The organism is Georgenia sp. EYE_87, from assembly GCF_023148685.1.
Lineage (GTDB): Bacteria > Actinomycetota > Actinomycetes > Actinomycetales > Actinomycetaceae > Georgenia.
The window spans coordinates 622,937-642,832 of sequence record NZ_JAHXNL010000001.1 but is presented as its reverse complement, the minus strand read 5'-3'; the positions used below and the strand labels follow the sequence as shown (position 1 = coordinate 642,832).

The window sequence follows — 19,896 nt, the reverse complement described above, 5'->3', positions numbered from 1 at the left end:
CTCCTTCCCGGCCTGGTCGGCCGACTGGTCATGGGTGTTGCCGTCACCCTAGGGAGGCCCGCCCGAGGCCGCCCGTCGAGGGCGTGCGCCGCGGCCTGCGATAGCCTGTACCGCATGACGGCCGTGGTGCTCCTTACCCAGCCGCGCTGACACCAGCGGGTGCCCGCTTCGCCGGGCGCCGCACCAGCGCGGCTCACCTCCCTGCACGGGAGGTTTTCTTGTGTCAGGAGCCACCGCCACACCCGGGACGAGGAACCAACCATGAGCAAGCACGACGACGCCGCGACCGCGGCGGTCGAGGAGAAGACGTCCGCCGCGCAGGACGCGACCGGCCACCGGTACACCGCCGAGCTCGCCAACGAGATCGAGCGGGCCTGGCAGGACCGCTGGGCCGAGCGCGGCACGTTCCACGCCCCCAACCCCTCCGGGGACCTGGCGGGAGAGCACGTCCCGGCCGAGAAGTTCTACCTGCTCGACATGTTCCCGTACCCCTCGGGCAAGGGCCTGCACGTCGGGCACCCGCTCGGGTACATCGCGACCGACGTCGTCGGGCGCTACCACCGCATGAAGGGCCGCAACGTCCTGCACGCGCTGGGCTACGACGCCTTCGGCCTGCCCGCCGAGCAGTACGCCGTCCAGACCGGCCAGCACCCTCGGATCACCACCGAGGAGAACATCGCCAACATGCGCGTCCAGCTGCGTCGGCTGGGCCTCGCCCACGACGACCGCCGCACGTTCGCCACCACGGACCCGGAGTTCGTGCGCTGGACCCAGTGGATCTTCCTGCAGATCTTCAACTCCTTCTACGACGCCGACGCCCCCCGCCCCGACGGCGGCACCGGCCGGGCCCGCCCGATCGCGGAGCTGGAGGCCGAGCTGGCGGCCGGCACCCGGGCGACCCCGGACGGCCGGCCCTGGGCGGAGCTGGACGCGGACGAGCGGCGCCGCGTCGTCGACGACCAGCGCCTGGCCTACATCTCCGAGGCTCCGGTGAACTGGTGCCCCGGCCTCGGCACGGTCCTGGCCAACGAGGAGGTCACCGCGGACGGCCGCTCGGAGCGCGGCAACTATCCCGTGTTCAAGCGGAACCTGCGCCAGTGGATGCTCCGCATCACCGCCTACGCCGACCGGCTGGTCGACGACCTGGACACGATCGACTGGCCCGAGAAGGTCCGCTCGATGCAGCGCAACTGGATCGGCCGCTCGACCGGCGCGCACGTGGACTTCCGCGTCCCGGGCGTCCAGGAGCCCCTGACCGTCTTCACCACCCGTCCCGACACGCTGTTCGGGGCGACGTTCATGGTCGTCTCGCCGGAGCACCCGATGCTCGCCGACGGGGCGATCCCGGCGGCCTGGCCCGCCGGCACCAGGGACGCCTGGACGAGCGGCGCGGACACCCCGGCCGAGGCGGTGCGCGGCTACCAGCGCGCCGCCGCCGCGAAGACCGACGCCGAGCGGCAGGACGCCGAGCGCACCAAGACCGGCGTCTTCACCGGCATCTACGCCACCAACCCGGTCAACGGCGCCCAGGTGCCGCTGTTCGTCGCCGACTACGTCCTCATGGGCTACGGCACCGGCGCTATCATGGCCGTCCCCGGCGGGGACGAGCGCGACTTCGAGTTCGCCCAGGCCTACGACCTGCCGGTGATCCACACCGTCGCCCCGCCCGAGGGGCACGAGGGCGCCTGGACCGGCGACGGCACCGTGGTGAACTCCGCGAGCGACGCGCTGACCCTGGACGGCCTGGACGTCCCCACCGCCAAGGCGACGATGATCTCCTGGCTGGAGACCCAGGGGGTCGGCCGCGGTGCGACCACCTACCGGCTGCGCGACTGGCTGTTCTCCCGCCAGCGCTACTGGGGCGAGCCGTTCCCGGTCGTCTACGACGCCGAGGGGCGCGTCCACGCCCTGCCCGAGTCCATGGTGCCGGTCGAGCTGCCCGAGGTCCCGGACTACTCCCCGCGCACCTTCGACCCCGACGACGCCACGTCGAGCCCCGAGCCGCCCCTGGGCCGCGTGCCCGAGTGGGTCCAGGTCGAGCTGGACCTGGGCGAGGGGCGCCAGACCTACTACCGCGACACCAACACCATGCCCAACTGGGCCGGGTCCTCCTGGTACGAGCTGCGCTACCTGGACCCGCGCAACAGCGAGGTCCTGGTCGACCCGGAGGTCGAGCGGTACTGGATGGGCCCGCGCCCGGCGACCACGGCGCCGGACGGCACCGCGGTGCCGGCGAACGTCTCCGGCGGGGCGGACCTGTACGTCGGCGGCGTCGAGCACGCGGTCCTGCACCTGCTCTACGCCCGGTTCTGGCACAAGGTGCTCCACGACCTGGGGCACATCTCCAGCTCCGAGCCCTTCCACAAGCTCTTCAACCAGGGCTACATCCAGGCCTACGCCTACGCCGACAACCGCGGCCAGTACGTCCCGGCCGAGGAGGTGGTGGAGGTGCCCGCGGCCGACGGGGGCGAGCCCACGTACACCTGGAACGGCCAGGAGGTCTTCCGCGAGTACGGGAAGATGGGCAAGTCGCTGAAGAACATCGTCACCCCGGACGACATGTACGCCACCTACGGCGCCGACACCTTCCGGGTCTACGAGATGTCGATGGGCCCGCTGGCGGACTCCCGCCCCTGGGACACCCGGGCCGTCGTCGGCTCCCAGCGCTTCCTGCAGCGACTGTGGCGCAACGTCGTCGACGAGCGCACGGGGGAGACCACGGTCGTGGACGACCCGGCCGACGAGGAGACACGCCGCCTGGTGGCGCGGACCGCTCACGAGGTGGAGACCGAGATGTCGGCGATGCGGGTCAACACCGCCGTCGCGCGCATGATCGTGCTGAACAACCACCTGACCTCGCTGGAGCGCGTCCCGCGCGAGGCCGTCGAGCCGCTCGTGCTCATGCTGGCCCCGGTGGCCCCGCACATCGCCGAGGAGCTGTGGTCGCGCCTGGGCCACCCCGAGTCGTTGACCTACGAGCCCTTCCCGACGGCGGACCCGGCCCTGCTGGTCGAGGACACCGTGACCTGCGTGGTCCAGGTCGCGGGCAAGGTCCGCGACCGCCTCGAGGTGCCGGCCTCGATCGGCGAGGACGACCTGCGGGAGCGGGCCCTCGCGTCCCCGGCAGTGCGGCGGATCCTCGGCGAGCGCAGCGTGCGCAAGGTGATCGTCCGCGCGCCCAACCTGGTCAACATCGTCCCCGGGGCCTGACCGGCTCGACTGTCCCGCCTCGCGTACCCGCCTGACCGCTCACCGGGCGGTCAGGCGGTACACGCACGCGCCCGCGCGTGCTTGCCGGCCCCGTGCCTCGGGCATTGCGGCCCGCCCTCCGACCGATCCCTCACACTCGCGTCCGGTTCCGCTAGGGTGCGTCCGTCATCAGGGTGCCGGTCGGTGCCGTCCGCGACGTCGCGCGGCGGTCGCCCCGACCGCCCGCAACGTCGACGACGACAGATCGGACAGACATGAACTCCGTGCTCCTCGCCATCGTCGGGGTCGCGATGGTCCTGCTGGGGTACCTGCTGTACTCCAAGTACCTGGCCAACCGCGTCTACCGGCTCGACCCCACGTACACCACGCCCGCGCACGAGCTCAAGGACGGCGTGGACTACGTCCCCACGAACAGGTACGTCCTCTGGGGCCACCACTTCACCTCGGTCGCCGGCGCGGCCCCGATCGTCGGCCCTGCCGTCGCCGTCATCTGGGGCTGGCTCCCCGCGTTCCTCTGGGTCACCTTCGGCACCGTCTTCTTCGCCGGGATGCACGACCTCGGCGCCCTGTGGGCCTCCGCGCGCAACCGCGGCCGCTCCATCGGGATGCTCTCGGGCAGCTACATCGGCGCCCGGGGCCGCAACCTGTTCCTCGTCGTGATCTTCCTCCTGCTGCTGATGGTCAACGCGGCGTTCGCCGTCGTCATCTCCAACCTGCTCGTCTCCACGCCGACGGCGGTCATCCCCACCTGGGGGGCCATCCTGGTCGCCGTCCTCGTCGGTCAGGCGATCTACCGGTTCCGGCTCAACCTCGCCGTCGTCTCGGTGATCGGCGTCGTGGCCCTGTACTCGCTGATCCTCATCGGCGACCGGGTGCCGGTCGTCCTGCCGGAGACGGTCCTGGGGCTGTCGGACAACGCGTTCTGGATCGTCGTCCTCTTCCTCTACGCGGGCGTGGCGTCCATGCTTCCCGTGTGGGTCCTGCTGCAGCCGCGCGACTACATCAACGGCCTGCAGCTGTTCATCGGCCTCGCCATCCTCTACGGCTCCGTGCTCATCGCCGCGCCGACGGTCGTGGCTCCCGCCTTCAACGACAACGTGCCGGAGGGCACGCCGAGCCTGGTGCCCCTGCTCTTCGTCACCATCGCCTGCGGCGCCATCTCCGGCTTCCACGGCATGGTGTCCTCCGGCACGACCGCCAAGCAGCTCGACAAGGAGACGGACGCCCGGTTCGTCGGCTACTTCGGCGCCGTCGGCGAGGGGCTGCTGGCGCTCGGCGCCATCATCGCGGCCACGGCCGGCTACCGGACGCTCGCCGACTGGGAGGCCGTGTACACCGCGTTCAACGCCGGCGGGGTCGCCGCCTTCGTCGAGGGCGGCGGCGCCATCATGAACGCCGGCCTGGGCATCCCGGTCTCGCTGAGCGCCACGATCCTCGCCACCATGGCGGTGCTGTTCGCCGCGACCACGATGGACACCGGCGTGCGCCTGCAGCGGTTCGTCGTCCAGGAGGCGGCCGAGATCGCCGGGATCCGGGTCGGGACCATGGTCTCCACCCTCATCGCCCTGGCCGTGGCGATGGGACTGGCGTTCGGGGCCGGGGCCGACGGGGCGGGCGGCATGGTCATCTGGCCGCTGTTCGGCACCACCAACCAGATCCTCGCCGGCCTCACGCTCTCGATCGTGGCGGTCATGCTGATGCGCAAGGGCCGCCCGGTGCTGCCCGTGCTGGTGCCGCTGGTGTTCGTCCTCGTGATGTCCGTCTTCGCCCTCGTCGTGCAGATGGGCACCTTCTACAACGCCGGCAACTGGCTGCTGCTCGTCCTCGACGTGATCATCCTCGTCGCGGCGCTGTGGGTGATCGTCGAGGCCGCCGTCGCGATGGGACGCGCGCGCCGGAGCCCGGCGACCGACGACGACGCCGTCACCACGGGGGCCGGCCGCCGGTGAGCCTCCGCCACGCGCAGGCCCGCCTCGCGGCGGGCCTGCGCGAGTTCTACGTCGCGCCCTACCGGCGCACCTTCGCGCGAGCGCGGCGCGACGAGGACGACCTGTTCACCATGATCGTCCTCTCCGAGGCCCTCGGCGTGCCCAACCCCGTCAGCTACTACACCGCCGAGCTGCTGCCCGCGGTCTACGACCGCTTCCACGACTGGCACCGGCGGATGGGCATGGACCGATCCCCGCTGGAGGACTACTCGTGCTGCTGAGCCTCGCCGCCGAGCGTCGCGTGCTGTTCGTCGGCGGCAAGGGCGGGGTCGGCAAGACCGCCGTCGCCTCCGCCGTCGGCCTCGCCCAGGCGCGGTCCGGGCGGCGGGTCCTGGTGGTGTCCACCGACCCCGCGCACAACCTCGGGCACCTGTGGCAGCGCGACGTCGGGGACCGGGTCACCGCCCTGGCCGACGGCCTCGACGGGCTCGAGATCGACCCCGCCCGCACCACCGAGGAGCACCTCGCCGCCGTCCGGACGACCGTGCGCCGGCTCATGCCCGACCACCTCGCCGGCGAGGTCGACCGGCACCTCGACCTCGCCCGCGACGCGCCCGGCACCCACGAGGCCGCGATCCTCGAGCGCATCGCCGAGACGGTCGAGCGGGCCGTGGACGACTACGACCTGATCGTCTTCGACACCGCGCCCTCGGGCCACACCGCCCGGCTGATGGCGCTCCCCGAGATGATGTCCGCCTGGACCGACGGGCTGCTCCGCCGCCAGGAACGCTCCCAGCGGCTCGGCGCCGCCCTGCGGGCGCTCGGTCCCGACGACGACGGAGCCGCCGATCTCCTCGGCACCGCCCGGCCCGCCCGTGACCGGCGGGCGGACCGGGACCAGGAGATCCGGCGTGTTCTGCTGCGCAGGCGGGAACGCTTCGAGGGGCTGCGTGCGGTCCTCCGCGACCATGCGCGCACCGCCTTCGTGATCGTCCTCGCCGCCGAGCGGCTGCCGGTGCTCGAGAGCATCGAGCTGCACGGCCAGCTCGCGCGGGCCGGCGTCCAGGTCGGCGCCCTGGTGGTGAACAAGCGCTCCCCGCTCGACGCCGGGGCGTTCCTCGCCGACCGGCACCGCCTGGAGGAGGCGCACCTGGCGAACCTGTACGCGGCGCTGCCGCGGGTGCCCGTCGTCGAGGTGCCGCTGCTGCCCGGGGACATCGTCGGAGAGGCCGCGCTGGACAGGTTCGGCACCGCGCTCGCCGCGGCGGAGGGGGCCGTCCCGACAGCGGCGTCCGAGGGGTGAGCCGTCCGTGGACACCTCCGCGGCCGGGGCACCGTTTCCGCCACCCTGGACGCAGACGCAGCAGGACTGACGATCAGGAGTGACGATGGAGACCACGACCCGTGCGGGCATCGAGCGCGGCACCTTCGACGGCGAGAGCACCTGGGTGCTCAACCACCCCGACGGCGCCCGCCTCGTCGTGGCGGAGACCGGCGCCACCGTGCTCTCGTGGCAGGCGCCCCGCGACGGTGAGCTCGTCGAGCTGCTCGACGGGTACGCCTCGGCGGCGGAGCTCGCCGAGCAGGACGGCTACCGCAACGCCGTCCTGGTCCCGTGGTCGAACCGGCTGCGCGGCGGACGGTACAGCTTCGGCGGCGCCGAGCACACGGTCGCGACGGACAGGAACGGCGAGGCGCTCCACGGCCTGCTCACCGCCGCCCGCTTCTCCCGCGCGCAGGTGAGCGTCCGCGACTCGGACCTGGCGGTGCGTCTGGTGGCGTCCGTCGCCCCCGAGCAGTACCCGGGCTACCCGTTCTCCCTCGACGTCGCCGTCTCCTACGCGCTCGGCGTGGGGTCCGAGGGCGAGTCGCGGCTCGGTGTCGAGGTGACCGTCACCAACACCGGGGAGACCCCGGCCCCCGTCGCCCTGGGCTGGCACCCCTACCTCCGCCTGCCCGGGCACGCCACGATCGACGACCTCGAGGTCGTCGTCCCCGCCCGCTCCCGCGTGCTGACCGACGACGCGAAGCTGCCGCTGGCCGGCGACGCCGCGCTGGCGGGGGTCGCCTCGCCCGTGCAGCTGCCGCTGGCCCGCACCTCCCTGGACCACGCGTTCACCGACCTCGTCCCCGACGACGACGGCGTGGTCGCCACCGTCCTGCGCTCGCCGCGCACGGGGGAGAGCCTTACCGTGGAGCAGGACCCCTTCGAGGCCCGGGTGGTGCACCTGTTCACCGGTGACGCGCTGCACCGGGACCCGCGGGCCTCGCTCGCCGTCGAGCCGTGCGGGTTCATGGCCGACGCGTTCAACCGCGCCGACGTGGCGGAGGCCCTGGTGCTCGCGCCGGGCGCGCAGCGCCAGCTCGTCAGCGACATCGTCTACCGCCGGAGCTGACCCGCGGCCGCCGCGGCGCCGACCTCAGCGGCGCCTGGTGCCGAAGATCGACCGCGTGATCTCGCGCCCGAGCTGGGTGCCCGCGGAGCGCAGGAAGCTGTCGAACGCGCTGCCGCGCTGGCGTCGGGCGCGCTCGGCGGCCTCGCGGGCCTTCTTGTCCTCGCGTTCGAGCTCCGCCTGCATCCTCGCCAGCTCGCGCTCTCGCTCCTTCGCCGCCTTCTCCGCCTCCTTCGCCTGCTCACGGGCGAGCTTGTCGGCCTCCGCCCGTGCGGCGGCGGCGTTCGCGGCCGCGTCCTGCTGGGCGACGCGCGCGGTGAGAAGCTCGTGCGCCGAGTCGCGGTCGACGGCCTCGCCGTAGCGAGCCGAGAGCGGGGAGCCGGCGACGGCGTGCTGCAGGGACGCCGTCGTCGCCGGCTCCATCGAGGAACGGGGCGCCCGGACACGGGTGGCCGCGACCGGCGTCGGGGCTCCCTTCTCCGACAGCACGGTCACCACCGCCTCGCCGGTGCCCAGGGAGGTCAGGACCTTCTCGAGGTCGTAGGGCGAGGAGGGGAAGGTGCGGGCGGTGTCGCGCAGCGCCTCGGCGTCCTTCGGCGTGAAGGCGCGCAGCGCGTGCTGCACCCGGGCGCCGAGCTGGCCGAGGACGTCGGCCGGGACGTCCCGTGGCGTCTGCGTCACGAGGACGATGCCCACCCCCTTGGACCGGATGAGCCGCACGGTCCTGACCACCTGCTTGAGAAACTCGGCCGAGGCGTCCGCGAAGAGCAGGTGCGCCTCGTCGAAGAAGAACACCAGCCTCGGCCGCTCCTCGTCCCCGACCTCCGGAAGGGACCCGAACAGGTCCGCGAGCAGCCACATGACGAACGTGGAGAAGAGGGCCGGCCGGTCCTGCAGCTGCGGCAGCTGCAGGGCGGAGACGACGCCCCGGCCGTCCGCAGCGGTGCGCAGCAGGTCGGCCGTGTCGAAGGCGGGCTCGCCGAAGAACACATCGGCCCCCTGCGCCTGCAGGGCGGAGATCTCCCGCAGGATGACACCGGCGGTCGCGGTCGAGATGCCGCCGATCTCCCTCAGCTCCGGCCGGCCGTCCTCGCTGGTGAGGTAGGCGACCGTGGCGCGCAGGTCCTTCAGGTCGAGCAGCGCCAGCCCCTCGGCGTCCGCCCAGTGGAAGATCAGCTGGAGCGAGGACTCCTGGGTCTCGTTGAGCCCGAGGACCTTGCTCAGCAGCAGCGGCCCGAAGTCGGTCACCGTGGTCCGGATCGGCACCCCGGCGCCGACGCCGCCGAGCGAGAGCAGCTCCACCGAGAACGACGTCGGTGACCAGTCCTGGCCGACGGCGTGCGTGCGCTCCAGGAGGGCACCGCCGCCCTCGCCGGCCTCGAGCATCCCGGACAGGTCACCCTTGACGTCCGTGAGGAAGACCGGGACCCCGGCGGCGGAGAGGCCCTCCGCCATGACCTGCAGGGTGCGCGTCTTGCCCGTGCCGGTGGCGCCGGCGACGAGCCCGTGGCGGTTGAGCATCGCCAGCGGGAGCCCGACCTGCGCGGCGGGCACCGGCGAGCCCTCCACGACGAGGGCACCGAGCGGGAGGATCTCGCCCTCGACGGCGTACCCCTCCGCGACCTCGCGGGCGTAGCCCTCGAGCGCGTCGGCGGGCGACCCGGCGTCGGCGGGCGACGCCGCGTCGGCGGGCGACCCGGCGTCGGCGGGCGACCCGGCTCCGCCGGCGACGGAGGCCGCGGCGGTGCGTGGGGAAGCTGTTCCCGCGCCGCCCGCCGGGGCCGTCCCGCCGTCGGCCGCCGGGCCCCGACCCGCGCCGGCGAGGGCGGCGTCGAGAGCGGCCTGGGCCGCGACCGCCCGCGCGTAGGCGGCCTCCGCGGCCGCCTGCGCGGCCTCCGCGCGGAGGCGGGCGAGCTCCGCCGTGTCGGTCGCTGCGTCGTCGGCCATGGGCGTCTCCTCGGTGGGGCGGTCGCTGCGGCCGATGCTAGTGGTCCCGCCCGGCCGCGACGCCCGCGGGCGGACGGGCGGACGGGCCCTAGGGTGGACGGCATGGGGACGGGTGTCGCGGTGGTCACGGACTCGACGGCGAGCCTGCCGCCGGAGGTCGCCGCCGAGCTCGGCATCACCGTGGTGCCCCTGCACGTCGTCGTCGACGGAGAGGACCAGCTCGACGACGCCGTCGGGTCCGCCGCCCTCGCCGCACGGCTGGTGCAGGGGGTCCGCGCGACCACCTCCCAGCCCTCCACGGCCGAGCTGGAGCGGGCCTACCGGGCCGCGGCCGAGGGCGGCGCGCGGGAGGTCGTGGCGATCCATCTCTCGGCCGACCTCTCGGGCACCGTCGCCGGCGCGCGGCGCGCGGCCGCGGCCCTGGCCGGCGAGGGGGGCCGGGTGCACGTCGTCGACTCCCGCACCGTGGCGGCGGGGACCGGTCTCGCCGCGGTGGCCGCCGCGGAGGCTGCCCGCGACGGCGGGGGAGCGGCGCAGGTCGTGGCCGTCGCACGAGAGACCGCGGCGAAGTCCACCGTGCTGTTCATGGTGACCGACCTCGGTTTCCTCCAGCGCGGCGGCCGGATGAGCCCGGGAGCGGCCCTCATGGGGACCGCCCTCGGCATCCGGCCGGTCCTGGGCGTCTCGGACGGGCGGATCGTCGTCGTCGAGACGGTCCGCGGCCGGGCCCGTGCCCGTCGGCGTGTGCTCGAGCGTGCCGTGCAGGCGGCCGGTGGTCCCGGGGCGCGCGTGCCGCACCCGCCGGCGCAACGGGTCCGCGTCGCGGTCCACCACTTCGGTGCCGCCGAGGAGGCGGTGGCTCTCGAGGAGGACCTCGCGGACGCCCTGGCGGGCACAGGTGCGCTCGTCGCCGGCGCGCTGCGCAGCGAGGTGACGGCCGTCGTCGGGGTGCACGCGGGGCCGGGCGTGCTCGGTGTGGTCGTCGCGCCGGCCCGCTGAGCGGACGCCCTCCGGGCCGTCCCCCGGGCCGCCGCCGTGCACAGCGGTGCCGGACGCCGGGAGTTCCACAGGGGGCCGGGAGCCGCGGGCCGCGGGAGCGGCGGAGGCTCCTACCGTCCTGGCGTGGAGGTTCGACGGCGGGACCGTGGCGCGCGGCTGCGCGCGCTGACCTCGGCGGCGTACACCGCCGCCGCGGGGCACCTCGAGCTCAGTCCCGAGGACGACGTCGTCCCCGCACGCCGCCGCTGGGCGCCCTCGGCCCGCTCCGCCGTCGTCGCCGGCGCGGCGGCGCTGGCGTGCGCGCTCGCGGTGGCGGCTGGTGCCTGGCTGGGCCGGCCGGGCGACCCGGTGCCGCTCCCGCCGCCCCCCGGGGCCGGGGCGGCCAGCGACGTCGAGCCCGGCGACGTCGAGGCCGGCGTGGTCGAGACCGGCGACGACGAGGGGCGCTCCGGCGCGGCGGAGGGCACGACGGCGGACGGGGCGTCGGCGACGACCGGGGGCGGAGACCCGGCCGCGCCGACCGGCTCCGCGCGCCCGTCCGTCGTGGTGGTCCACGTCGCGGGCGCCGTCTCGGCCCCGGGCGTGGTGGAGCTGCCCGCGGGTGCGCGCGTGGGAGAGGCCGTGGACGCGGTCGGCGGGGCCACGGGCGAGGCGGACCTCGGGGCGGTGAACCTCGCCCGCCTCCTCGTCGACGGCGAGCAGGTGTACGTCCCGCTGGAGGGCGAGCGGCCGCCCGGGGCGGACGAGGGCGGGGGAGCCGCTGCGGCGGGTGCCGGGGCGGCCCGCACCGACGGCACCGGAGGCGGCGCCCCGGCCGGCGCGCCCGTCAACCTCAACACCGCGACCGCCGCCGAGCTCGACTCGCTGCCGGGGGTCGGGCCGGCCATCGCGCAGCGCATCCTCGACTGGCGCGACCTGAACGGCTCCTTCACCTCCGTCGACGATCTCGACGAGGTCTCCGGAATCGGCCCCGCCACGCTCGAGCGGCTCAGGCCCCTGGTGACGGTGTGACCGCCACCCTCCCGGACGAGGCGGGCCCGGCCGTGCCTGCACGGCGCGGTCCGGGGCGCCGCCGGACCCGCGCCCCGGAGGGGGAGGCGCCGCGACCGCCCGCGCCGCTGGACGTCCGGCTGGTTCCGGCTGCGGCCGGGGCCTGGGCCGCCGCGCACCTCGGCGTGACGACGCCGCCGGCGGCGACAGGCATCGCCGCCGGAGCGGTGCTGCTCGCCTGCGTCGTCCCTGCCTGCCTCCTGCTCCGTGAGCGACGGCATCGCCCCGCGTGGGCGGGGCGGCGGCGCCACCGCGGCGTCGCCGCCGCCCCGCCGTCGGCCGCCGCGCTGCTGGCGCTGGTGGTCGTGGCGGCGACCCTGGGCGCCACGGCCGCTCACATCCACGTCCGGGACCGCGGGCTGCTGGCGGACCTGGTCGGCCGCGGCGCGAGCGCCGTGGTGACCGCCCGGGTCGCCGCCGAGCCGCGGCCCGTCGAGGCCCGCGAGTGGGAGCCGGAGGGCCGTTTCCGCGTGGTCGCGGACGTGGTGGAGGTCGCGGGGCGGGGCGCCCGGTCCCCGGCCCGGGCGCCGGTCGTCGTGCTCGGGCCGGCCGGGTGGGGCGGCCTGACGCTCGGCGAGCAGGTCCGGGTTCGCGGGACGCTGGTCGCGACCGAACCGGGTGACGACGCGGCGGCGCTGCTCGTCACCTCGCACGGGCCGGAGCGGCTCGGCCCGCCGCCGTGGCACCTGCGCGCCGTGAACCTCTTCCGCGGCGCACTGCGCGCGGTGACCGCGGACCTCTCGCCGCAGGCGCGCGGCCTGGTGCCGGGCATCGCGGTGGGCGACGACCGGGAGCTGCCCGCCGAGCTCCGCGCCGACATGCAGGCCGTCTCGCTCACGCATCTCACCGCGGTCTCCGGCGCCCACGTCGCGATCCTCCTCGGCGCGGTGCTCGGGGTGCTCGTGTGGCTGCCCCGGCCCTGGCGCACGGCGGCCGGGGCCCTCGCCCTCGTGGCGTTCGTGGCGCTGGTGCGTCCGGAGGCCAGCGTGCTGCGCTCGGCCGTCATGGGGGCGGTGGTCCTGGTCGCCCTCCTGCTCGGCCGCCCGGCGCGTGCCCTGCCCGCGCTGTGCGCCGCCGTCGTCGCCCTGGTGCTGGCCGATCCTTGGCTCGCGCGGTCCTACGGGTTCGTCCTGTCGGTCCTCGCCACCGCCGGCCTGGTGCTGCTGGCCCGACCGTGGGCCCGGTGGCTCACGCACCTCCTGCCGCGCTGGCTCGCGACCGCGGTCGCGGTGCCGGCCGCCGCGCAGGCGGCGTGCGGGCCGGTGATCGTGCTGCTCACGCCGGCCGTCTCGCCCTACGCGGTGCCGGCGAACGTCCTCGCCGCACCCGCCGTCCCGCCGGCCACGGTGCTGGGCGTGGGCGCCACAGTGCTGGCGCCCTGGTGGCCGGGCGTGGCCGAGGTGCTGGCGGTCGTGGCGTCCTGGTGCACGGCGTGGATCGCCCTCGTCGCCCGCGGCCTGGCCGCTCTGCCGGGGGCCCAGCTGGCCTGGCCCGGCGGCACGGGCGGGGCGCTCGCGCTCGCGGCGGCGACGGCGGCTGCGCTCGCGGTGCTCGCGCGTGCGGGGCCGCGCCGGACCCGCCCCGCGGTGCCCGCCCTCGTCGCCCTGCTCGTGGTGCTGGTCCTTCCCGGCCCCCGCCAGGTGGTCGGCGCCTGGCTGCCCGGCGGCCGTCCCCCGCCGGAGTGGGTGGCCGTCCAGTGCGACGTCGGCCAGGGCGCCGCGTTCGTCGTCCGCTCCGGCGCGGGGGCGGCGGTGATGGTCGACGTCGGACCCGCCGGGGGCGCGGCGGCCGACTGCCTGCGGGACACGGGGGTCCGGCGGCTCGACCTGCTCGTCCTCACCCACGCGCACGCCGACCACGTCGGCGGGCTCCCGGAGGTCCTGGCGGCGGTGGACGTGCAGCGGACGCTCCTCGGGCCCGGCTCCGACCCGGCGGCCGCGGTCGAGGCCGTGCAGCGCGAGCTCGCCGCCGCCGACGTCCCGGTGGACCGCCCGGTAGCCGGCGGGCCGGGTGCCCACGGCCGTGCCGGCGAGGTCGGCTGGGAGGTGCTCGGGCCGCTCCCCGAGACCGTCGCCGCGGGGTCCGGCGAGGCCGCGGTCAACGACCTGTCGCTCGTGGTGCGCCTGGACGCCCCCGGCCTGCGTGCCCTCGCCCTCGGCGACGCCGAGCTGGACGGGCAGGCCCGCCTCGTACGCCAGCTGCGCCGATCCCCGGCTCCGGCCCACGACGTCGTGGTCATGGCGCACCACGGCTCTCCGCGCCAGGACGAGCGGCTGCCGGCGATCCTCAAGCCGCGGCTGACCCTGGTGAGCGTGGGCGCGGACAACGACTACGGGCACCCGGCGCGGAGCGCCCTCGAGCTGTACGGGCGCTCCGGGCTCGTGCTGCGCACGGACGTGTGCGGGGCGGTGACGGTGGTCCGGACGGCCTCACCGGCCGGGCTGGGCGTGCGGTCGTCCTGCCAGGAGGGCGGGGGCTGAGCGGCGACGGGTGAGCGCCGCCGAGGGTGCGCCCTCCGCCCTCCGCCTCCGCCCACCGCCACCGTTCGCTGTTCACCGCGCTCACCGTGCTCACCGCCGTGCCGGTGGGCGGCGGGACAGCCGTGCGGGTGGGGCGTGGCAGGCTAGGGGAGTGCCACCCGCCCGCCGCAAGAGCGCCCCCGCCCTCACCTGGGACCAGGCCGAGCTCGCCCCCGTCGTCCTCGTCCGTGGCACCGAGGGACTCCTGGCCGACCGCGCCGTGGACCGTCTCCTCGAGCAGGCCCGGGAGGCGGACCCCGAGGTCGAGGTCACGCACCTCGAGGCGGCCGCGTACGAGTCCGGTCAGCTCGAGATGGTGGCCAGCCCGTCGCTGTTCGGGGAGCGCCGCTGCCTGGTGGTCGAGGGGGCGGAGGCGATGACCGACGCGTTCCTCGACGACGCCCTCGTCTACCTGCGGGCCGTCCCCGACGACGTCTGGCTCGTCGTGCGGCACAACGGCGGCGTGCGGGGCAAGAAGCTGCTGGACGCCATCGCCGCCGGCGGCCATCCCGTGGTGACCTGCGACCAGATCAAGCGGGACGGCGACAAGGCGGACTTCGTCCGGGCCGACTTCCGTCGCGCGCGCCGGCGGATCGAGCCCGACGCCGTCCAGGCGCTCGTCGAGGCCACCGGCGCCGATCTGCGCGAGCTCGGCGCCGCGACCAGCCAGCTCATCGCCGACACCACCGGCACCGTGACCACCGAGGTGGTCCAGCGCTACTACGGCGGACGGGTGGAGGCGACCGGGTTCAAGGTCGCCGACGCCGCTGTGGCCGGGCAGGCCGGGGAGGCGGTCGCGCTCCTGCGCCACGCCGTCGCCACCGGCACGGGGCCGGTGCCGATCGTCGCCGCCCTGGCCGTCAAGCTGCGCACGCTCGCGAAGGTCGCCGCCACCCGCGGACGTGCCGGCGTGTCCGTCGGTGAGCTGGGGCTCGCGCCCTGGCAGGTGGACCGGGCCCGCCGCGAGCTGGGGGACTGGACCCCCGAGGGCCTCGCCACGGCGATCACCGCCGTCGCCGCCGCGGACGCCGAGGTCAAGGGACTGAGCCGCGACCCCGTCTTCGCCGTCGAGCGGGCCGTGCTCAAGGTCGCCGGCGCCCGCGGACGCCGCTGAGACCGCCGGCGTCGCCGGAGCGCCGCCGCGCACACCCACCGCTGAGACCTGAGACGCCACCGAGGAGCGGGTGGCCCGCCAACTACCGTTGGCGGGTGACCGCTCAGCAGACCCGCACCCAGCGCCTCGACCGCCTGCCGTTCACGCGCGAGCACGGGCGGCTGATCGGCGGCTCGGGCGTCGGCTGGGCGCTGGACGCCATGGACGTCGGCCTCATCTCCTTCGTCATGGCGGCGCTCGCCGTGCAGTGGGAGCTCGGGGACACCCAGCTCAGCCTGATCGGGTCGATCGGCTTCGTCGGCATGGCGCTCGGCGCCTCGCTCGGCGGCCTGCTCGCCGACCGCATCGGGCGCCGCAACGTCTTCGCCATGACGCTCCTGGTGTACGGGCTCGCCACCGGCGCGTCGGCCCTCGCCACCTCGGTGGGGGCGCTCCTGGTGCTGCGCCTCGTCGTCGGGCTCGGCCTCGGCGCCGAGCTGCCGGTCGCGTCCACGCTGGTGAGCGAGTACGCGCCCGCCCGCATCCGCGGCCGGCTGGTGGTGGTGCTCGAGGCGTTCTGGGCCGTGGGCTGGCTCGCCGCGGCCCTGATCGGCTACTTCGTGGTCTCCGACACCGAGAACGGCTGGCGGTGGGCCCTCGCCCTCGGCGCCGTGCCGGCGCTGTACGCGATCTACGTCCGCCGCAGGCTGCCGGAGTCGGTCCGGTTCCTCGAGTCCCGCGGACGGCACGCGGAGGCCGAGCACGCCGTGCGCCGGTTCGAGGGCTCCGAACCGATGTTCGGCACGACGGCGGCGCGCGCCGCGGGCGCTGACGCCGGGGTGCCGCCGACCACGCCGGCACCCGCGCCGGCACCAGCACCGGCCGGCGCAACACCGGCCGCCGCCGCACAGGCTGCCGTCGCTCCGGTCGCCGCCGAGCCCGAGGCCGCGGTGCCGGACGCCCCCCCGACGCCCGGCGGGCTGTCCGTCATCTGGGGCCGGGCGCTGCGGAGACGCACCATCGGGCTGTGGCTGGTCTGGTTCTTCCTGAACTTCGCCTACTACGGGGCCTTCGTCTGGCTGCCGACGCTGCTGGTCGCCTCCGGGTTCGACCTGGTGAAGTCGTTCGAGTACACCGTCGTCATCACCGCGGCGCAGCTCCCCGGGTACGCGGCCGCGGCATACCTGATCGAGCGGTGGGGGCGCCGGCCGACCCTGGCCAGCTTCCTGGTCGGTGCCGCGGGGGCCTCCTACCTCTTCGCCGTCGCCTCGACGCCCGCGGGCGTGATCACCGCCGGCTGCCTCCTCTCGTTCTTCGCGCTCGGCGCCTGGGGCGCGCTCTACGCCGTCACTCCCGAGATGTACCCGACGTCGGTGCGCGGCAGCGGGGCGGGCTGGGCCGCCGGGTTCGGCCGGATCGCGTCGATCCTGGCCCCGCTCTCCGTGCCGTTCCTGAACCGCGGCGGCGAGATCTGGCTGGTGTTCACCGCGTTCGCGGTCGCGTTCCTCGTCGCGGCCGGCGGCGCGCTCCTGCTGGCCGAACGGCGGGGCCTCGCGCTCGAGGAGTGAGCGCGCGACCCCGAGCGTTCACCGACCCGCCACCCGACACTTCACCGGCCGACGCCCGCCCGCCACCTGGGCGCGGGACCGTGTGGGCGTGCGAGTTGCGATCGTCACCGAATCGTTCCTGCCCGCGGCCAACGGGGTCACCACCTCCGTGCTCCGGGTCCTCGACCACCTTGCCGCCCGCGGGCACGACGCCGTCGTCGTCTGCCCGGGGCCGGCGCCCCGCCGGTACGCCGGCTTCCCCGTGGTCCAGGCGTCCTCGTTCAGCTACCGCGGCTTCCGGGCCGCCGTGCCGAGTCTCCAGCTCGTGCGGACCCTGGACGCCTTCGCACCCGACGTCCTGCACGCCGCGTCGCCGTTCGGGCTCGGCGCGCAGGCCCTGGTCCTGGCCCGACGGCGGGGCGTGCCCACCGTCGCCATCTTCCAGACCGACGTGGCGGGCTTCGCCCGCAAGCACGGGCTCAGCGCCACGGCGCCGGGCATCTGGCGGTGGCTCCGCCACGTCCACTCCTACGCCGACCTGACCCTCGCCCCCTCGAGCGCCTCGCTCGCCGATCTCGCCGCCGCGGGCGTCGAGCGCACCGCCTGGTGGGGGCGGGGCGTCGACGCCGAGACCTACCACCCGCGGCACCGCACCACGCCGGAGGGGGCGGCCCTGCGCCGACGCCTCCTGGCCGGGGCACCGGAGGGCACCGTGCTCGCCGGCTACGTCGGACGGCTGGCGCCGGAGAAGCGGGTGGAGCGGCTGGCCGTCCTGAACGCCGACCCCGGGGTGCGCCTCGTCGTCGTCGGGGACGGGCCGTCGCGGCCCACCCTCGAACGGCAGCTGCCGGGCGCGGCCTTCCTCGGTCGCCTCGACGGCACCGAGCTGGCCCGGGCCTACGCGGCCCTGGACGTCTTCGTCCACACCGGGACGCACGAGACGTTCGGCCAGACGCTCCAGGAGGCCATGGCCAGCGGCGTCACCGTCGTGGCGCCGGCGGCGGGCGGCCCGTTGGACGTGGTGGCCGAGGGGGACACCGGCTACCTCTACGCCCCCGAGGACGACCGGGCGCTGGCGGGCGCGGTGCGGGTGCTCGCGGCCGACCCCGCCATGCGCGCCCGGATGGGCGAGGCCGGGCGGCGGCGGGTGCTCCCGCGCTCCTGGGCGGCGCTGGGCGAGGCGCTCCTCGGCCACTACGCCACGGTGATCGACCGGGCGGAGGCCCGCGTCGCCCGGCAGGTCGCCGGCTTCGAGCGCAACCAGCTCTTCGAGCGCCACCAGTACAACTGACGCAGGCACGCCGACGGCGCCGCACCCGAGGGGTGCGGCGCCGTCGTACGGCTCAGCGAGCCGTCACGCTTAGAGCGCGGAGATCTGCTTGGCCAGCTTCGCCTTGCGGTTGGCGGCCTGGTTGGCGTGGATCACGCCCTTGCTGGCGGCCTTGTCGAGCTTGCGGCCCGCCGTCTTCAGCGCGGTGGCCGCGGCGTCCTTGTCGCCGGCGGCGAGGGCCTCGCGGACCCGGCGCACGTGCGTCTTGAGCTCGGACTTCACGGCCTTGTTGCGCAGCCGCGCCTTCTCGTTGGTGAGGATGCGCTTCTTCTGGGACTTGATGTTCGCCACGTTAAGGGACTCTCTTCTGCGTTCGCCGGAGCGATCTGTCAACGGTCGTGAGGGATTCGCCGCGACCGGGACTGGGGCGTGGGGGTACCTCGTGGTTGGTCGTTGGCCGGGTCGCAGCCGACCGGGCGGCGACCCAAGCGAAAAGACTACCAGCCGGACGCCCGGCCGGGCGAGGCCGCGCCGACGTGACCGACGTCTCGGGCCCGCCGGCCTCAGCCGTGGTGCGCGCGGAGGGCGGCGGCCACCTCGTCGAAACGGGCCCGGTCCAGCGAGCCGCCGTTGCGACGCACCGCCATCGGCTCGACGAGCAGCAGCCGGTCCAGCCGCACCTCGCTCGCCCGCCCGCGCGAGTCCCAGTCGCCGGAGCCGACGTCGATCCAGCGCCGGCCGTGACGGGCCTCGTCGTCGGCGTCACGGTCGTGGTCCTTCGAGGTCATCTGCGCGACGACAAGTCCGGCCCCCTCCCGTGCCAGCACGAGCACCGGCCGGTCCTTGCCCCGACCCGGGTCGTCGTCGTAGGGCACCCACGTCCACACGACCTCGCCGGGGTCCGGCTGGTCGTCGTGCCGGGGGGAGTAGTCAAGCTCCGGCAGCCCGAGCCGGGCGACGTCGTACTCGACCGTCTCGCGGGAGGCCGCCTCGACCTGCTGCTCGCCGGCGGACGCCCGGGGCGACGACGTCCCGCGCGGCCCGGCGTCGCGGCGCGGCCGCCGCGGCTGCCCGCGCGAGGGGTCGTCGGTGCGGCGGCGCAGGTACTGCCGGGCGGCGTCGCCGGCCGCGCGGCCGGCGGTGCGCAGGGCCCTGCTGAGGATCGAGCTCATGGCGGCCCCGTCCGGCACGGCGGGTGGTCCCGCGCGCCGGTCCGTCCGACGCGGCGACGGCGTGCGCCGGGTGGCGGGAGCCCGGTCAGGAGGCCAGCAGCAGCACGGCCGTGACGATCGCCCCGAGCGTGCCCAGCGGGACCGCCGCCAGCGTGCCGAGCAGCGCCACGATCGTCACCCGCAGGTCGTCGGCGAGGTAGGGCGCCCGCACGGTCCCGCCGGCCGCCACGAGCGCGGCCCGCTGGGCGGCCTCGACGCGCGGGAGGAAGCGGGCGGTGCGCACGGCCCCCTCGGCCATCGCCGCGTTGAGCGTCTCGACCTCGTCCTGGAGCGCGTGCCGGGCGGGGTCCTGGCCGTGGCTGTCGACCACGACCACCTCCCGGCTGCCCCCGACGATCGTCTGCCGAAGGTCGAGATCCTGCGTCTGGGCCTGCAGCCGGGCGCGGCGGACGGTGAGAACCAGCACGGGGACCGCGAGGACGGCGGCGAGCCCGAACGGGATCCAGGCCGTCCAGCCCGTCCCGCCGGTGCCGAGGAGCAGGCCCAGCAGCGCGAAGATCCCGACCGCCGTCGCGGCGGCGGTGAGCAGCAGCGCGCCGGGACGGCGAGCCACGCGCACGAGGGTCGGTACCACCTGGTTGAGCATGTCGCCGGCCGCCGTCATGCGAAAAGCCTCGCACGACGGTGGGGCCGCGGCCGGGCGCTCACCCGTCAGCGAACACCGGGAACCTCCGCGCCGGCGTCCACCGCGGGACCGCTTCGCCGTTC

15 protein-coding genes are annotated in these 19,896 nt (G+C 75.7%); 11 read left to right on the top strand and 4 right to left on the bottom strand.

Going from position 1 to position 19,896, the window contains the following annotated elements:
• Positions 1-261 precede the first annotated feature (261 nt).
• The 5 genes from leuS (at position 262) to KZX45_RS02800 (ending at position 7,534) form a co-directional block, all read left to right on the top strand.
• The gene (leuS, locus tag KZX45_RS02820; RefSeq protein ID WP_248256165.1) at positions 262-3,210 is read left to right on the top strand and encodes a leucine--tRNA ligase; all 2,949 of its coding nucleotides are present in this window, start codon (positions 262-264) and stop codon (positions 3,208-3,210) included.
• A gap of 254 nt (positions 3,211-3,464) precedes the next feature.
• Positions 3,465-5,159, top strand: a complete 1,695-nt coding sequence (locus KZX45_RS02815) for a carbon starvation protein A (RefSeq protein WP_248256164.1) — start codon at positions 3,465-3,467, stop codon at positions 5,157-5,159.
• Complete coding sequence (locus KZX45_RS02810; RefSeq protein WP_248256163.1) at positions 5,156-5,419, top strand: cory-CC-star protein; 264 nt, start codon at positions 5,156-5,158, stop codon at positions 5,417-5,419. The genes KZX45_RS02815 and KZX45_RS02810 overlap by 4 nt, the downstream gene beginning before the upstream one ends.
• Positions 5,410-6,441 carry an ArsA family ATPase gene (locus KZX45_RS02805; RefSeq protein ID WP_248256162.1) on the top strand — a complete coding sequence of 344 codons (1,032 nt, stop codon included), beginning with the start codon at positions 5,410-5,412 and terminating at the stop codon, positions 6,439-6,441. Before KZX45_RS02810 ends, KZX45_RS02805 begins: the two co-directional genes overlap by 10 nt.
• Positions 6,442-6,526: 85 nt before the next feature.
• Positions 6,527-7,534 (top strand): aldose 1-epimerase, encoded by a 1,008-nt coding sequence (locus tag KZX45_RS02800; RefSeq protein WP_248256161.1) that lies wholly within the window; start codon positions 6,527-6,529, stop codon positions 7,532-7,534.
• A gap of 24 nt (positions 7,535-7,558) precedes the next feature.
• Here KZX45_RS02800 and KZX45_RS02795 read toward each other — a convergent pair whose 3' ends face one another.
• Complete coding sequence (locus tag KZX45_RS02795; protein WP_248256160.1) at positions 7,559-9,478, bottom strand: helicase HerA-like domain-containing protein; 1,920 nt, start codon at positions 9,476-9,478, stop codon at positions 7,559-7,561.
• Positions 9,479-9,580: 102 nt separating this feature from the next.
• Here KZX45_RS02795 and KZX45_RS02790 point away from each other — a divergent pair, with 102 nt between their 5' ends.
• From KZX45_RS02790 to KZX45_RS02765, 6 genes are all read left to right on the top strand, one after another.
• Positions 9,581-10,477 (top strand): DegV family protein, encoded by an 897-nt coding sequence (locus tag KZX45_RS02790; protein WP_248256159.1) that lies wholly within the window; start codon positions 9,581-9,583, stop codon positions 10,475-10,477.
• Between the two features lie 123 nt (positions 10,478-10,600).
• Positions 10,601-11,488 carry a helix-hairpin-helix domain-containing protein gene (locus KZX45_RS02785; RefSeq protein ID WP_248256158.1) on the top strand — a complete coding sequence of 296 codons (888 nt, stop codon included), beginning with the start codon at positions 10,601-10,603 and terminating at the stop codon, positions 11,486-11,488.
• The gene (locus KZX45_RS02780; RefSeq protein WP_248256157.1) at positions 11,485-14,007 is read left to right on the top strand and encodes a ComEC/Rec2 family competence protein; all 2,523 of its coding nucleotides are present in this window, start codon (positions 11,485-11,487) and stop codon (positions 14,005-14,007) included. Before KZX45_RS02785 ends, KZX45_RS02780 begins: the two co-directional genes overlap by 4 nt.
• Before the next feature lie 151 nt (positions 14,008-14,158).
• Positions 14,159-15,160: a DNA polymerase III subunit delta gene (holA, locus tag KZX45_RS02775; protein ID WP_248256156.1), complete on the top strand. Its 1,002-nt coding sequence runs from the start codon at positions 14,159-14,161 to the stop codon at positions 15,158-15,160.
• 95 nt (positions 15,161-15,255) lie between these two features.
• Positions 15,256-16,707 carry an MFS transporter gene (locus tag KZX45_RS02770; RefSeq protein WP_248256155.1) on the top strand — a complete coding sequence of 484 codons (1,452 nt, stop codon included), beginning with the start codon at positions 15,256-15,258 and terminating at the stop codon, positions 16,705-16,707.
• Positions 16,708-16,795: 88 nt separating this feature from the next.
• Positions 16,796-17,977, top strand: coding sequence for a glycosyltransferase family 1 protein (locus KZX45_RS02765; protein ID WP_248256154.1), 1,182 nt, complete (start codon positions 16,796-16,798; stop codon positions 17,975-17,977).
• Positions 17,978-18,046: 69 nt separating this feature from the next.
• On the opposite strand, the gene rpsT is transcribed toward KZX45_RS02765, so the two are convergent.
• The 3 genes from rpsT to KZX45_RS02750 form a co-directional block, all read right to left on the bottom strand.
• Complete coding sequence (gene rpsT, locus KZX45_RS02760; RefSeq protein WP_248256153.1) at positions 18,047-18,307, bottom strand: 30S ribosomal protein S20; 261 nt, start codon at positions 18,305-18,307, stop codon at positions 18,047-18,049.
• Between the two features lie 212 nt (positions 18,308-18,519).
• The gene (locus KZX45_RS02755; protein WP_248256152.1) at positions 18,520-19,128 is read right to left on the bottom strand and encodes a type II toxin-antitoxin system PemK/MazF family toxin; all 609 of its coding nucleotides are present in this window, start codon (positions 19,126-19,128) and stop codon (positions 18,520-18,522) included.
• An 85-nt stretch (positions 19,129-19,213) separates the two neighbouring features.
• Positions 19,214-19,792, bottom strand: coding sequence for a hypothetical protein (locus KZX45_RS02750; RefSeq protein ID WP_248256151.1), 579 nt, complete (start codon positions 19,790-19,792; stop codon positions 19,214-19,216).
• Positions 19,793-19,896: the final 104 nt, after the last annotated feature.